Below are 13,690 nucleotides of genomic sequence, written 5' to 3'. Positions count from 1 at the left end.
CGGTGGAGAGCTAGTCCTGCGCGACGGCCCTGCCAACGGCCGTCGCGCCCTGGCCCTTGAAAAACCCTGACTGACTGAAAAAGTCAGCGCAGCGGGCGGCTGGGGGCGGCCTGCGCGGCCTGAGCGGCGATCGGGTCGGTCTCGGCGTCCGTGGCCGCGGAGCGGACGTGCATCGGGACGTAGGGGCGCTCGTCGTAGCCGATGTAGAGCTGGCGCGGACGGGCGATCTTCTGCTCGGGGTCGAGCAGGCCCTCCTCCCACTGGGCCAGCCAGCCCGGCATCCGGCCGATCGCGAACAGCACCGGGAACATCTCCACCGGGAAGCCCATGGCCTGGTAGATGATGCCGGTGTAGAAGTCCACGTTCGGGTAGAGCTTGCGCGAGATGAAGTACTCGTCCTCGAGGGCGATCCGCTCGAGCTCCATCGCGAGGTCGAGCAGCGGGTTCGTCCCGGTGACCTTGAAGACCTCGTCGGCGACCTGGCGGATCACCCGGGCCCGCGGGTCGTAGTTCTTGTAGATCCGGTGGCCGAAGCCCATGAGCTTCTTCTTGCCGTCCTTCACCTGGGCGATGAAGGCGGGGATGTTCTCGACCGAGCCGATGTCGGCGAGCATCCGCAGGACCTGCTCGTTGGCACCGCCGTGCAGCGGGCCGTAGAGCGCGGCGATCGCCGCGGCCGCGGCGGAGAACGGGTCGGCCTGGGAGCTGCCGACGGCCCGCATCGCGTTGGCGGAGCAGTTCTGCTCGTGGTCGGCGTGCAGGATGAACAGCACGTCGAGGGCGTGCTCGAGGTTCGGGTCCGGCTCGTACTTGAGCTCGGTGGCCTTCCACATCATGTTGAGGAAGTTGCCGGCGTACGAAAGATCATTATCCGGGTAGACGTACGGGAAACCGACCGAGTGCCGGTAGGAGAACGCCGCCAGGGTGGTGATCTTCGCGATGAGCCGGACGATCTGCAGCCGGCGCAGGCCGGGGTCGTCGATCGTCTTGGCGTCCGGGTAGAAGGTCGACAGCGCGCCGACGGTCGACACGAGCATGCCCATCGGGTGGGCGTCGTGGTGGAAGCCGTCGATGAACTTCTTGATCGACTCATGCACCAGGGTGTGGTGCGTGATCTCGTCTTCCCAGGTGGAGAGCTCGTCCGAGGTGGGGAGCTCGCCGGCCAGCAGCAGGTAGGCGACCTCGAGGAAGCTGCTCTTCTCAGCCAGCTCCTGGATCGGGTAACCGCGGTAGCGCAGGATGCCGGCGTCACCGTCGATGTAGGTGATCGCGCTGCGGCAGCTGGCCGTGTTGGTGAAGGCGGGGTCGTACGCCATGAGACCGAAGTCGTCGTCATCGACCTTGATGGCACGGAACGCACTGGCGCGGATCGTGCCGTCAGCCACCGGTACCTCGTACGTCCGACCGGTGCGGTTGTCGGTGACAGTCAGGCTACTGACCTGCTCGGTCACGCCGGGCTCCTCTCGCCATGGCACTGCCGGGTGACGGCGTCGGCCACCTTCGGGCGCGCGCCCGGTTCGGAGCGCTCTCGCCGGTTCACTGGTTCGGTTGTCCCCAAGTCTCGCGGTTCGGGCCATCACATGCGCGTGATCGGTGGCCTCCGTCCCACGTGTGCTGTGCCACCCTCTATGCCTCCTACCTGCGGGTGGCATCATCGTTGCCCCTCCTGGTAAGGGACAGCCTGATTTGGGCCCGTTCGGACGCGCCGGTCGCGGCTGTCAGAGGTGTCCCGGGGAGACCAGGCCCGGCCAACACCAACGGCGGCCGCCAATTTAGCGAGATTGGTCACACATCATCGGTCGGGGGTGCCGGCCGGGGGTGCCAGCCGTGTCCGACCGGTCCCGGGATCAGCCGCGATCTCAGCACCCACAGTCGCAGTCGCAGACCTCACACGCATCGCAGCAGTCTCCGCAGCGTTCGCACCAGCTCTCCTGCCGCCGTGCTCGCCGGCGCGCCCGGCGCCGGGCGCCGGGCGCGCCGGCGGCGCCACCAGCCGCCGCCCTCCGCCTGCGCGGTACCGGCGAACGTGCGGGTCACCGAATGCGTGAGCTCGTCCACCAGGAGCACACGCAGCAGCGCCGCGTCCGCGGACGGGACCAGCGTGAGCTCGTCGACCGCCAGGCGCAGCCCGGTCAGCGCGTCCAGGCACAGCGACCGCGCCGCGGCGTCGGTGGTGCCGCTGGCGGTCAGCGGGTTCCAGTGCCCGGCCCTCTCGTCGGCGGCGCGGTCGGTCACGGCGTCCAGGAGGTGGGTGAGCCGGCCGAAGAGCCGGCCGGCCTCCGTCAGTGTCCCGGCGTTCTCCGGACGTTCCGCGAGCTCGGCGCAGTGGCGGAACGCCGCCGCCGCGGCGGCCTCGGTCGGGGCGGTGAGCGCGAGCAGCATCCCTGCACGGCCAGCGGTCCCGGCGGTCGCGGTCTCCAGCGCGAACTGGCGGTGCACCGACTCGACGAGCTCCGTGGTGTCGAAGCCGACGCGGCGCCCGGCGCGGTCGGCGGCGCGGTCGGCCGCGCCCGCGGCGCGAGCGGCGCCGGCGCGCAACAGCCGGGTGCCGGCCAGGCCGTCGCCGTCCCGGGCGTGGTCGTGGATGCGTGCCGCCGCCGCGGCCAGTGACGCCGAGGCCGCCAGGGTGATTCCCGGATCCTCGGCGGTGACGACCCGCGCCGTCCGCATGGCCCGCAGCGGGCACGGGCCGGCTGTCCGGCGCGCGGCGGCAGCCGGGCGCTGAGTGGCCACCAGCAGCGAGAGGACGACGCCGTCGCCGGTTGTCGCGAGCCGGGCCGGCTGACCGGCGGTGTCCCGCAGCGCCAGGCACAGCCCGCAGAGATGCGCCGACCAGAGCTCGTGCGCCGCGGCACCGAGACGACCCCGGCATGGCCGGATCAATCCGAACACGCTGGGACCTTACGGCGGCGGACTCTACGGCGCTGGCGGGCCCTCCGGCGAGTGCGGGACGACGCCGCCCGACGACCGCAACCAGGCGAGTACGGCGAGCACCCGGCGGTTGTCGTCGCCGGAGACCGGCATCTCGAGCTTGGTGAACACGCTCGCGACGTGGTTCTCCACCGTCTTCGCGGCCAGGTGCAGGCGTACCGCGATCCCGGCGTTGGAGCGGCCCTCCGCCATCTCCCGCAGGACGGCGCGCTCCCGCCTGGTGAGTCGGTCGAGGGCCTCGGCCTTGCGGCGGTGGGTGAGCAGGCCGGCGACGATCTCCTCGTCCACGACGAGACGGCCGTCCGCGATCCGGCGCAGGCCGTCGAGGAGGTTGCCGACATCCTCGACGCGGTCCTTGAGGAGGTAGCCGGTGCCGCCGCGTCCGTCGCCCAGCAGGCGGACCGCGTAGCGGATGTCCGCGTAGGTGGAGAGCACCAGGACGCCGACCCCGGGGTGCAGGCCACGGATCCGCTCGGCGGTGACGAGCCCCTCGTTGGTGAAGGTCGGCGGCATGCGCATGTCGAGAATGACGACGTCGGGAGGTTCGTCGGCGATGTGTGCGAGGATCTTGTCCGGTTCGGCGGCCTGCGCGATGACCTGCACGCCTGCCGCGTTGAGCAGCATCGCGAGGCCTTCCCGGAACAGCGCTGAATCGTCCGCTATCGCTACCCGCACGTCACCGCCCACCTCGTGCGTCGCTGCTCCACGGGATGCTCGCCGTCAGCCGGGTGCCGCAGCGCTGCGGGCTCGACAGCGTGAACTCGCCGCCGAGTGCGCGGACCCGGTCGCCGAGGCCGGCGATTCCGCCGCCGTCGCTGATGGTCGCACCGCCCTTCCCGTCGTCGGTCACCTGGATGAGGAACTGGCCGCCGAGCATTTTGACCGTTACCCGCACATGGCTGGCATCCGCGTGTTTGACGGTATTCGCCAGAGCCTCGCTCACGGTGTAGTACGCCGTGGTCTCCAGCGTGGTATCGAATCGATCGTCAGGCACATCAAGGTCGACATCCACAGGAAGCGCCTCGGTGACGTTCTCGAGTGCCGCTTTCAGTCCGCTCTCGCTCAGCGCGGGCGGATGGATGCCGCGGGCGAGTCCGCGCAGCTCGGCGAGCGCCGCGCGCAGGTCCTCCCGGGCTCCATCGAGGGCGGCGACGGTGGCCTGGTCGGTGGACTGCTCCCGGGCGAGCCCGAGCCGGGCCGAGAGCGCCAGCAGCCGCTGCTGCGCGCCGTCGTGCAGGTCGCGCTCGATCCGCCGGCGCTCGGCGAGCCCAGCCTCGACGAGTCGGGTCCGGGTCGCGCGGACGGCGTCGAGCTGGGTGGTCACCGTGGCGTGCAGCCGCGCGTTCTCCAGCGCGATGGCGCTGGCGTTCAGCGCGACCGCGACCAGGTCGCGGTCGCGTTCCAGCGACGAGTGCGCGGAGAGCACGGCCAGCGGCGCGCCGGCCGTGGTGTGGACGGGCAGCGCGAGCTGGGTGCCTCCCGCCGCGGGCGGGACGGCCGGCAGGCCGTCGGCGTTCACGTGGAAGCCGCGTTCGGGCATCCACAGGTAGAGCTCCGCGCCGTCGTCGCCGACCGCCGCCCGCAGCACCTCGCGGACGGCCGCCGGCGTCGGCGGCGTGCTCAGCCCGCTCAGCAGCTGGGCGATGCGGGCCCGGGCGAGATGGCGGCGCACAGCGGCCACGGCGAAGGCCACCGGGATGGCGAACAACGCCAGCGCTATCGGGATGAAGACCGGATCGACCTCGGCGCCCTGCGGGTAGTAGACGAACAGGTTCACCACCGCGGCGATGGTGAAGGCGGTGAGCACGCAGAGGGAGACCGGCCCGAGGGTGCGCCGCTCCAGCGCGGAGGCCCGCCGGTAGCGCCGGGCGATGGCCAGGCCGAAGGCGACGACGACCACGAGGCTCAGTGCGTCGAGGGTGTGCACGACGATGCCGAACACGCCCGCGTCGATCGCGGAGCCGTACCACCACACGCCGGGGGCGTAGCCGAAGGACTCCGGGCGGGACAGTGCGATCAGCACGAGGTTGCCCACCGGGATCACCGCGACGGCGGTGCCGAGCAGCACTCGTTCACTGGTGTCGTGCAGACGCCCTGACGGGTATCGAAGCACGCCCCAGCCGAGGCAGACCCAGAAGTGGTTGTAGGCGAACGAGGAGAGCACGGCGGACGGGCCGGCCTCCCAGGTCGCCACCCAGGACGCCGTCCAGAGCACCCCGCCGAGGATGAACGCGCTGCTCACGCTGCCGAGGGCGTCCTCGTCCAGGAGCAGGAGCCCGGTGAGGACGAAGGTGAGGGAGACGAGGACGTTCAGCGCGGCGGCGAACGGCGTCGTGGACCACGCCGGCCACTGGGCCGCGACGGTGATCGCGACCGTCGTGACGCCCGCGGTGGTCAGGACGGCGGAACGGTGCCTGGCGGCGATTCGGGTCAGGGGCCGCGGCAGGAACGGATGCGGCACCTCAGGCCACCACCGATCGCGACGATCTCACTCGACAAGGGTTACACACCAGGCCCTTCGGCCTGAGGGTTACCCCCCAGGCATCAAGGTGGGAACTACCCCGCAACCTTGGAGGTCTCCCCGAAGCGGGGCTGTGTCGTGTCGGTGAATAGTGGAGCCGACTCGCCGCGTGGCCGTGAGCGGGTGTCCCGGACCGTCGGGGGCCGGACGCTACCGGGGGGTGGCCGGCTCTCGACGCTCCGCGCGTGTGCCCCGCCTGTTGTCCGGTCGGTTCGTTCGTTCATCCGTCCCGGCGGGGCGGGGCGATCTGCCGCGGAGAGGGCGCCGATTTCCCGGTCGCGGGCCCCCTCGGCCGCGAGGTGAAATGGACGTCCTAATCGCTCTTGAAGTTTAGCGATGCTAACGAGTACTTTCGAGAAATGGAGAGCGTGAGCGCGGCGGAGCTCGCGTCCACCCTGCGCCTGTCGGTCATGCGGCTCTCCCGGCGAATGCGTCAGGAACGCTCCAGCACGCTGACCCCGACCCAGGTCGCCACGCTCGCCACGCTCGCCCGGCATGGGCCGATGACGCTCGGTGAGGCGGCGGCGCACGAGCGGGTGCAACCACCGTCCATGACCCGGGTGATCGCGACCCTGTCCGAGGCCGGTCTCGTCCATCGTGGTCAGCATCCCTCCGACGGCCGGCAGGTGATCGCCGAGGTCACCGAGGCCGGCCGGGAGCTGCTCGCCGCGGACCGCCGCCGCCGTGACGAGTGGCTGGCCGAGCGCCTGGTGGATCTCTCCCCGGCCGAGTCCGACGCGCTGCGGATCGCCGCCCCGATCCTGGACCGCCTGGCCGGCCTGTAGCCGTGGGGATGTTCCGGTAACCATGGGGACGCCGCAGTAGCCATGGGAATGGTCCGGTAGCCGTGGGGATGTTCCGGTCGCTGTCGGTCCGCAACTTCCGCCTCTTCGCATCCGGCCAGCTGGTCTCGCTGATCGGGACGTGGATGGGCATGACCACGCTCGACTGGCTGGTGCTGGCCCTCGGCGGCGGCGGGACGGAGCTGGGGATCACCCTGGCGCTCCAGTACGGCCCGATGCTGCTGTTCGGGCTCTACGCCGGCGTCGTCGCCGACCGGTTCCCCAAGCTGCGGCTGCTGCTGATCACCCAGAGCTCGGCGGCGGTGCTGTCCGTCGCCGCATGCGCGCTGATCGCTTCCGGGGCGCTGCGCATGCCGATGCTCTTCGTCCTCTCGGGCCTGCTCGGCGTGGTGACCTCCTTCGACGCTCCCATCCGGCAGGCGTTCATCGTCGAGATGGTCGGCGCCCCGCTGCTGCCGAACGCCGTCGCGCTGAACAGCATGATCTTCAACGCGGGACGGATCGCCGGACCGGCCGCGGCCGGCGGGCTCATCGGCATCGCGGGCACCATGCCCGGCGCGGCCTGGGTGTTCGGCCTCAACGCGCTGTCGTTCGCCGCGGTGCTGACCGGCCTGGCGCGCATCCGTACCGGGGATCTCCTGCCGGCCCGACCCGTCCAGCGGGCCCGGGGGCAGCTGCGTGCGGGGCTGAGCTACGCCGTCCGGCACCGCGAGATCGCCACGCCCATCCTGCTGGTGGGCATCGTCGGCGCCCTGGGGCTGAACTTCCCCGTCACGGTCGCGCTGATGGCCAGCGAGCAGTTCGGCGGGACGGCGGCCACCTACGGCCTCCTCACGGCGATGCTGGCGGTCGGCTCCATCGCGGGCGCGGCCGTGTCGGCGCGGCGCCTGGACGTCCCCCGCCACACCACGCTCATCGCCGCGACGGCGGCCTTCGGGGTCTCGGAGACGCTGTTCGGGCTGATGCCGAACCTGTGGCTGTTCGCGCTGCTGGCCATCCCGACCGGCGCCTGTGTGCTGCTGGTCAGCACCATGGCGAACGCGCTGGTGCAGCTGAGCACCGACGATGCCATGCGGGGCCGGGTGATGGGCGTGTTCCTGCTGGTCTTCATCGGCACGACGCCGATCGGCGCCCCGATCGTCGGGGCGGTCTGTGAGGCGTTCGGGCCGCGGGCCGGCCTCGCTCTCGGTGGGGTGAGCTCGCTGCTCGCCGCCGCGATCGTCGCGCTGTTCGACCTGCGCCGCCCGCCCGCCGCGGCACGGGCAGCCGGCCCCGGCCCCGCGGGGCCGGGGCTCGCCGTGGGCGGGCTCAAAGCTCGACCCAGCCACCCCGCTTGTGAGACGCCGCGGCCGCCACCTGCAGGCGCGTCGCGGTGAGCAGGTCGTGGAAGGTCGCGCCGCGCACCAGGGCCGGGTCGTCCAGCTCGGTGGCCCGCACGACGTCGTAAGTGGCCTCGACCAGGCCGGGCCGCTCGGCGGGCACCGTCGGCATCCACAGGTCACGGACGCCCGTCCCGTCCTGCCGGCGGACCCGCCGCCCCTGGACGACCATGCGGCCCGCCTCGCCGCAGACGGTCACCGTGGCGGTGGCGATCTCCCCGCCCATCCGCTCGTTGATCAGGATGGTCGTCCCGTTGGCGGCGAGCAGGGCCAGGGTGACCGGCGCGTCGGGGGTGAGCGTGGTCGCCGGCATGCTGCCGGGATCGGCGCACACGGCGAGGATCTCGCCGCACCAGCGCAGCGTCAGGTCGATGATCTCGGCCCGGCCGATCGGCCCGGACGGCGCGCCGACCACGGTGATCTGGCTCAGCCGGCCCAGCGAGTGCACCGACGCCTGGACGTGCCACGCCGCGGGCCACGCCCGGCCGTCCAGGGCGACGACGTGGGCGAGATCGGCGTCCTCGGCGATGTCGGCCACCGCGCGCAGCGCCTCGGCCTCGGCCGTGGCCGGCTTCGCGAGCAGGACGTGCAGGCCGGCCTCGGCCGCCCGGCGGGCCACGATGTCGGACGCCGGCGGCGACATCTCGATGCAGACCGCCTCGATGTCGTCCGACAGCAGGGCGATCAGGTCGCTGTAGGCGCGCGGGGCCTTCGCCTCGGCGGCCCAGGCCAGCGACTCCAGCGGCTCCGGCGCCAGCAGCCCCACGACATCGACCCCGGCGTCACGCAGGACGTCTGCCGTCGAGCGTTCGGAACCGTCGGTGACCAGGGCCATCGCGACCGGGAGGTCGGGCTGCCTGCGCCGGGCGGCACGGCGGTCCGAGCGCCAGGCTCTGGACAGGCCGGGATCGCGGGGCGCCACCAGTTCGGGGACCGTCGTCACAGCTCCGATAGTGCCCCCGATTGCCGTCCGCCGGTGGGCGGTCGGGCCGATCCCGTCGCCAGACCACCCACTCGAACCAGCCCGCTGTGCCCAGGACGCGCCACGCCGCTCGGGTGTGCCCGTCGTGACGGGTGTGTCAACCAAGGTTGACGCGACAGGGATGTCAACGTAAGTTGACGTCCATGAGTGCAACAGCCACGACGCTCGCCGGCGCGGCGTCCGACGACGACCCCCGGGTGGGGCTCGCCGCCGTCGCGTCGCTGCGGGCGTTGCTCGAATCCCTGGAGGAGCTCCAGGTCGCCAACGCGCGGAGCAGAGCCTGGTCCTGGCAGGAGATCGCGGACGTGCTCGGTGTGAGCCGGCAGGCCGCCCACAAGAAGTACGGCCGTCGCTTCGGGAAGGGGAGGTAGACCGTGCTCGAACGATTCACGGAGGAGTCCAGACGGGCGGTGCGGGCGGCCGTCGACGCGGCAGTCCTGGAACCCGGCGAACGGGTGCACACGGCGCACCTGCTGCTCGGCCTGGCCATCGAGGGCGGCGCGGTCGGCCGGGCACTGGCCGGGCTCGGGCTGGACGAGGCCGCCCTGCGGGGCGAGCTCGCCGGGGCGCGGGTGATCTCCTTCGGTGGGCGTGATCTCGACACCGACGCCCTCGCCTCCATCGGGGTCGACTACGACGCGGTGCGGCGCGCCGCCGAGCAGCGCTTCGGGGAGGGCGCGCTCAACGGCGCCCTCGGTGGCACGCTCACCCGCCGCCCACCGCGGCGATCCTGGTTCCGGCGCCGCGGGCCGGTCCGTCTCGCCGGCGAGGCGAGGCGCGCGCTCGAACGCACGCTGCGCGTGGCACAGGCTCACGGTGCGAAGAGCATCGAACCGCGGCACCTGCTGCTCGGCGTGCTGAGCAACCCGTCATGCATCGCGGTCCGCCTGATCGAACGGCGCGGGCTGACAGCCGACCAGGTCCGCGCCGCACTGTGACGGTGCCGGGATCAGGGCCCAGGCCAGAGTCGAGGCCGGGCCGGCAGCGGCTCTTCGTCGCGCTGCTGCCACCGGCGGAGGTGGTGCGCGAGTTGGCCACCACTGTCTCCGAGGCAACCGCCGCCGTGGGGGCGGGCATGCCGCGGCTTCGCTGGACGGATCCGTCGCGGTGGCACGTGACGCTGGCGTTCCTCGGGCCGGTCGAGCCAGGGACGCGGCCCGCGCTCGCCGAACGGCTCGGTCGGGTCGCCCACCGGCACGGCCCGGCCGAGCTGCGCCTCGACGGCGCCGGCCGCTTCGGCCACCGGGTGCTCTGGGTCCGGGTCGCCGGCGATCTCGGGCCGCTGGCGGCGGGGGTGCGCCGCGCGGCCGTCCGGGCCGGCGCGGACGGCGGCGACGACCGCCCGCTGCGGGCCCACCTCACCCTGGCCCGCGTTCCCGAGGGCACCGCCGCCGACCTGCGACCACTGGTCCGCGCCCTCGGCGAGATCATGAAGCCGTCGGCCTGGACGGCGCGGACCCTGACCCTGATGAGCAGCGTCGGTGGGCCGTCCCCCGTCTACAGCGTCGAGGGCGAGTGGGACCTGAGCGGCTCGTCACCGGCCGGCCGGTAGCGGTACCCGACCCGCCGGACCGTCTCGATGTGGTCCCGGTGATGGCGGCCCAGCTTGCGCCGTAGCCGAGTGATCATGACGTCGACGGTGCGCGGGGCGGACGCACCGAGGGCGCCGGGATCCTGCCGCCACACCTCGCGCAGCAGCTCCTCCCTGCTGTGCACACGGCCCGGGTTGCGCACGAGGTAGTCGAGCACCTCGAACTCAAGGTAGGTGAGGTCGATCGGCCGTCCGTCGACCAGGACCTGCCAGGCCAGGCGGTCGACGTCCACGGCGCCTCTGACGGGTGTACTCGCGACGAAGCCGGCATGGGCTGCCACGGACGCCTCCAGGCGATTCGGATTGGGCACGAGGTCGGATGACACGAGTGTGTTGAACGGGCCGGGTGGGATGAACGGGCGCGGTGACGTGGGGCGGGAGGAGCCGCCGGGAGCTCGCGGGGAGCGGGCGGGAGCCGGAGCCCCTTGTCACTGTTACGAGCAACCCGTGATGTCCTCGCTGGTCGTTCGGACGGAGCCGGTCCAGCGCAGGTCCGGCAGGTTGACGACGATCGCGTCCTGGGTGCTGCGGGCGATCACCACCAGGGCCTCGTGCTCGGGATCCGGGTTCTCCTCGCGGTGCGGCACCCACGGCGGAACGAAGATGTAGTCCCCCGGCGAGGTCCGGATACGGATCTCCCGCGGCGGAGCGCCCGAATCGCTCCCGCCACCGTTCTCGCCGCTCCTGCCGTTGCCGCCGTCCGCGCCGCTCGCGCCGCCGTGGCTCGCGACGCCGGTGTCGTCCCCCGCGAGCTCGTCCGCCGGGAAGACGAACTCCGGATGCCCGCTGACCACGTAGATCGCGGTCTCGGACCGACCATGGTGATGATTGGCCGACGCGGTAGCCGGCGCCACGTGCGTCTGGCCCATCCACAGCTTCGACGAGCCCACGGTGCGCGCGCTCACCGCCGCCAGCCGCCGCATCCCGGATGTCTGCGCCGTCTCGGGATCGAGCGCCCAGGGCGCGATGTGATGCAGCCGCCGATGAAAGGCGTCGATCTCCTCGGGGGACGGGACAAGATCGTCAATGGACGGAACGTGCAGGTCACTCACGGGTCGGCGCTCCGGTGCTGAGGTCGGTGGTGCGGTCGGTCGGGTCTGTGGCAGCACATCGCGTCGGCGGACGCGCCCGCTGGAGGCGGCCCCGGGCCAGCAGCCGCGCCCGCCGCACCGTCGCGCCCGCCCGCTGGCGGGGCCGCGTTCGGGCATGCTCCCGTGCCGCCGTCCACCGGTGCCGGACAGGACCGGCGGGGCGCCGGACGTCACCGTCCGGACTTCGGGATGGCTGGTGGCGGTGTGATGCGCGTGGCAACGGACGCGGGCGGTGGCGTGGTGCGGGCGGTGGCGTGGTGCGGGCGGCCGGATCGCGGCGGCGGGCCCGCGGGCGGGGGCCGTGCCGCGGCGCGCCACGGGCGGCGTCAGTAAGCCGAACAGGCGGCGGAGGCGACCCGCAACAAGTCGATGTGCCCACGCGTCACGAGGTAGGCCGGCTTCAACACAGAAGCAACGGAAACACGCCGGCGGATCGCCGCCAACCGATCAATGATGTGATCTGATTCACTTTATCACCGCTTGACTGAACAAAGCGGCGCTCCGCACAGTTCTCGACGTGGCAGCTTGCGTTCTCCCCACCCGTCGGGCGCTGCCATCGCACAGGTCCTGGTTCGCCTCCCGCCCGCTGCTCACCCGTCGGCGCTGCGTCGACTACGGTCGCGCCACCCGCTGCCGCTGTCGCGCCACCGCCCGCTCCTGACGAAGCCGGTCCGCCGCGCGTGGGTCGCCCCGGTCGCGCGTCCGATGCGTGCACCTGTTGTGGTCTGTTCCGCCGTGGCCTGATCGCCCGGCGGTCGGATCTGCCGCGCGCTGCCCGCCTGCCACGGCGGCCGGGCTTCGCACGGCGGCCGGGCACGGCTGGCGGATCAGGCTCGGCACCCTCCCGGTCGCGGTCCGGGCCGTCCCCGCGGCACGGTTCCGCCGACCGGCGCGAACGCCCGCGCACCCGGGTGCCGGACGCCCGTGCCATCGGTGACCAGCGACGACAAATGCACCAGTGCCAGCGATGACAAGTGACAGTGCCGACGAGCGATGGCGACGATGAGTGACGGTGAGTGACGAGGACGAACTCGCGCGAAGTCCAGCCAGCGAACCCGCTCCGCGACGTCCATCCTGACCGGAAGGCCGCTCATGCCACAGACCACATCTCCCGCTTCGCCGCGCCTCGTCGTCATCATCGGCAACCCACGGCCCGGCTCCCGGACGCTGACCCTCGCCCGCTTCCTCGCGGAGCGGATCGCGGACGAGCTGCCGGTCGCGAGCATCGAGATCATCGATCTCTCCACGCTGGCCCGGTACCTCTTCGCCGACGACGGCCGGGTCGCCGCGGCCCTCACGGCCGCGGCCGAGGCGGATCTGCTGATCGTCGCGTCGCCGGTCTACAAGGGCAGCTACACCGGTCTGCTCAAGTCGTTCCTGGACCTGCTGCCCGGTGGGGCGCTGCGGGGGGCGACCGCCGTACCGGTGGTCATCTCGGCGGCGCCGGACCACTCGGTGGCCGGGGAGCTCTACCTGCGCCCGGTCCTCGTGGAACTGGGTGCGACCGTCCCCGCCCGGTCGTTCGCGGTAATCGAGGAGCAGCTCCCGGACCTGGACATCGTGGTCGACTCCTGGGTTGTCTCGCACGCCCCCGTGCTTCGCGCCAGCGTCGCCGCACACACCGGGACGGCGCTCTTCGCCCAGGACGTCCGGGTGGAAAACGACCTCGTGGAGACGGCTCGATGACGCTCGACACCCTCGGCCGCGACCCCTCGCCGCACCCGGACCAGCCACGGACGGCTCCAGCACCGGAACAGACGTCCCCGTTGTCCCAGGTGCCCTCGGTCTCGGTGGCTCCCGCACCGGTTCCGGTGCCGGCGGCGCCGCAGTCGGGGGCGGCGGTCGACCCGGCGGCGCTGCGCAGTGCGTTCCGCCGGCACGCGGCCGGGGTCACCGTCGTGACGATGATCGGTCCCCGGGGTCCGGTCGGCTTCACCGCGACGTCGGTCGCCTCGCTCTCCGCGGATCCGCCGTTGCTGTCGCTGTCCCTGTCCGCGACGTCGTCGAGCGCGCCGGCGCTGCTCGCCGCCGGCACCCTCGTCGTCCACCTGCTCTCGGACGGCCAGCAGGAGCTCGCCGCGCGGTTCGCGACCTCGGGCATCGACCGGTTCGCGGAACCGACCCGCTGGCGCAGCCTGCCCACCGGCGAGCCACTGCTGGTGGACGCGGCCGTGTGGCTACGGACCCGCATCCACTCCCGGCTGAACGCCGGCGACCACCACCTGGTGATCGCCGAAGTCCTGGAAACCCGCTCCCACCGCCAGTCCCAGCCCCTCATCTACCACAACGGCGCCTACGGCACCATCAACCCCAACAAATAGGAACAATCCCCCCATAAGCCCCATGGTAACTCCGGGTCGGGCGGAGCTCCGACGAAGTGTGGCGACTGAGT

15 protein-coding genes are annotated in these 13,690 nt (G+C 72.4%); 7 read left to right on the top strand and 8 right to left on the bottom strand.

The window, feature by feature from the left end; all coding sequences use genetic code 11:
* Positions 1-83: 83 nt before the first annotated feature.
* The 4 genes from AC559T_RS02340 to AC559T_RS02325 all read right to left on the bottom strand — a co-directional run bounded on the left by AC559T_RS02340 (position 84) and on the right by AC559T_RS02325 (position 5,392).
* Positions 84-1,451 carry a citrate synthase gene (locus tag AC559T_RS02340; RefSeq protein ID WP_020464604.1) on the bottom strand — a complete coding sequence of 456 codons (1,368 nt, stop codon included), beginning with the start codon at positions 1,449-1,451 and terminating at the stop codon, positions 84-86.
* A 436-nt stretch (positions 1,452-1,887) separates the two neighbouring features.
* Positions 1,888-2,892, bottom strand: coding sequence for a DUF5685 family protein (locus AC559T_RS02335; RefSeq protein ID WP_498867588.1), 1,005 nt, complete (start codon positions 2,890-2,892; stop codon positions 1,888-1,890).
* 24 nt (positions 2,893-2,916) lie between these two features.
* Positions 2,917-3,606, bottom strand: a complete 690-nt coding sequence (locus AC559T_RS02330; protein ID WP_498867587.1) for a response regulator transcription factor — start codon at positions 3,604-3,606, stop codon at positions 2,917-2,919.
* A gap of 1 nt (position 3,607) precedes the next feature.
* The gene (locus tag AC559T_RS02325; RefSeq protein ID WP_498867586.1) at positions 3,608-5,392 is read right to left on the bottom strand and encodes a sensor histidine kinase; all 1,785 of its coding nucleotides are present in this window, start codon (positions 5,390-5,392) and stop codon (positions 3,608-3,610) included.
* A 419-nt stretch (positions 5,393-5,811) separates the two neighbouring features.
* On the opposite strand from AC559T_RS02325, the gene AC559T_RS02320 reads away from it, so the two are divergent.
* Together AC559T_RS02320 and AC559T_RS02315 are read left to right on the top strand one after the other, a co-directional pair.
* Entirely contained in the window at positions 5,812-6,237 is a 426-nt protein-coding gene (locus tag AC559T_RS02320) for a MarR family transcriptional regulator (RefSeq protein ID WP_112107852.1), read from the top strand.
* A 68-nt stretch (positions 6,238-6,305) separates the two neighbouring features.
* Positions 6,306-7,631 carry an MFS transporter gene (locus AC559T_RS02315; RefSeq protein ID WP_498867626.1) on the top strand — a complete coding sequence of 442 codons (1,326 nt, stop codon included), beginning with the start codon at positions 6,306-6,308 and terminating at the stop codon, positions 7,629-7,631.
* Here the strand turns inward: AC559T_RS02315 and AC559T_RS02310 are convergent.
* Positions 7,564-8,577 (bottom strand): Gfo/Idh/MocA family oxidoreductase, encoded by a 1,014-nt coding sequence (locus AC559T_RS02310; protein ID WP_112107850.1) that lies wholly within the window; start codon positions 8,575-8,577, stop codon positions 7,564-7,566. The two genes, AC559T_RS02315 and AC559T_RS02310, sit on opposite strands and share 68 nt — an antisense overlap.
* 182 nt (positions 8,578-8,759) lie before the next feature.
* On the opposite strand from AC559T_RS02310, the gene AC559T_RS02305 reads away from it, so the two are divergent.
* Genes AC559T_RS02305 through thpR form a run of 3 tightly spaced genes read left to right on the top strand, consistent with a single transcriptional unit; the run spans position 8,760 to position 10,168 of the window.
* Positions 8,760-8,987 (top strand): hypothetical protein, encoded by a 228-nt coding sequence (locus tag AC559T_RS02305; protein WP_071064933.1) that lies wholly within the window; start codon positions 8,760-8,762, stop codon positions 8,985-8,987.
* Between the two features lie 3 nt (positions 8,988-8,990).
* Complete coding sequence (locus AC559T_RS02300) at positions 8,991-9,554, top strand: Clp protease N-terminal domain-containing protein (RefSeq protein WP_071064932.1); 564 nt, start codon at positions 8,991-8,993, stop codon at positions 9,552-9,554.
* A gap of 2 nt (positions 9,555-9,556) precedes the next feature.
* Entirely contained in the window at positions 9,557-10,168 is a 612-nt protein-coding gene (thpR, locus tag AC559T_RS02295; protein WP_498867585.1) for an RNA 2',3'-cyclic phosphodiesterase, read from the top strand.
* On the opposite strand, the gene AC559T_RS02290 is transcribed toward thpR, so the two are convergent.
* The 3 genes from AC559T_RS02290 to AC559T_RS02280 all read right to left on the bottom strand — a co-directional run bounded on the left by AC559T_RS02290 (position 10,114) and on the right by AC559T_RS02280 (position 11,705).
* Positions 10,114-10,488: a winged helix-turn-helix domain-containing protein gene (locus tag AC559T_RS02290; RefSeq protein ID WP_020464595.1), complete on the bottom strand. Its 375-nt coding sequence runs from the start codon at positions 10,486-10,488 to the stop codon at positions 10,114-10,116. The genes thpR and AC559T_RS02290 overlap by 55 nt on opposite strands.
* Positions 10,489-10,641: 153 nt before the next feature.
* Positions 10,642-11,259 carry a cupin domain-containing protein gene (locus AC559T_RS02285; RefSeq protein WP_112107848.1) on the bottom strand — a complete coding sequence of 206 codons (618 nt, stop codon included), beginning with the start codon at positions 11,257-11,259 and terminating at the stop codon, positions 10,642-10,644.
* A gap of 365 nt (positions 11,260-11,624) precedes the next feature.
* Positions 11,625-11,705: a putative leader peptide gene (locus AC559T_RS02280; protein WP_368672102.1), complete on the bottom strand. Its 81-nt coding sequence runs from the start codon at positions 11,703-11,705 to the stop codon at positions 11,625-11,627.
* Between the two features lie 685 nt (positions 11,706-12,390).
* On the opposite strand from AC559T_RS02280, the gene AC559T_RS02275 reads away from it, so the two are divergent.
* A complete protein-coding gene (locus AC559T_RS02275; protein WP_368952714.1) occupies positions 12,391-12,984 on the top strand; it encodes an NADPH-dependent FMN reductase in 594 nt (197 codons plus the stop codon).
* The gene (locus tag AC559T_RS02270; protein ID WP_498867584.1) at positions 12,981-13,619 is read left to right on the top strand and encodes a flavin reductase family protein; all 639 of its coding nucleotides are present in this window, start codon (positions 12,981-12,983) and stop codon (positions 13,617-13,619) included. The genes AC559T_RS02275 and AC559T_RS02270 overlap by 4 nt, the downstream gene beginning before the upstream one ends.
* The last annotated feature ends 71 nt before the right edge of the window (positions 13,620-13,690 follow it).

The organism is Frankia sp. Hr75.2, from assembly GCF_949319125.1.
In the GTDB taxonomy this organism is placed as follows: domain Bacteria; phylum Actinomycetota; class Actinomycetes; order Frankiales; family Frankiaceae; genus Parafrankia; species Parafrankia soli.
This window is presented reverse-complemented; position numbering and strand designations above follow the sequence as displayed.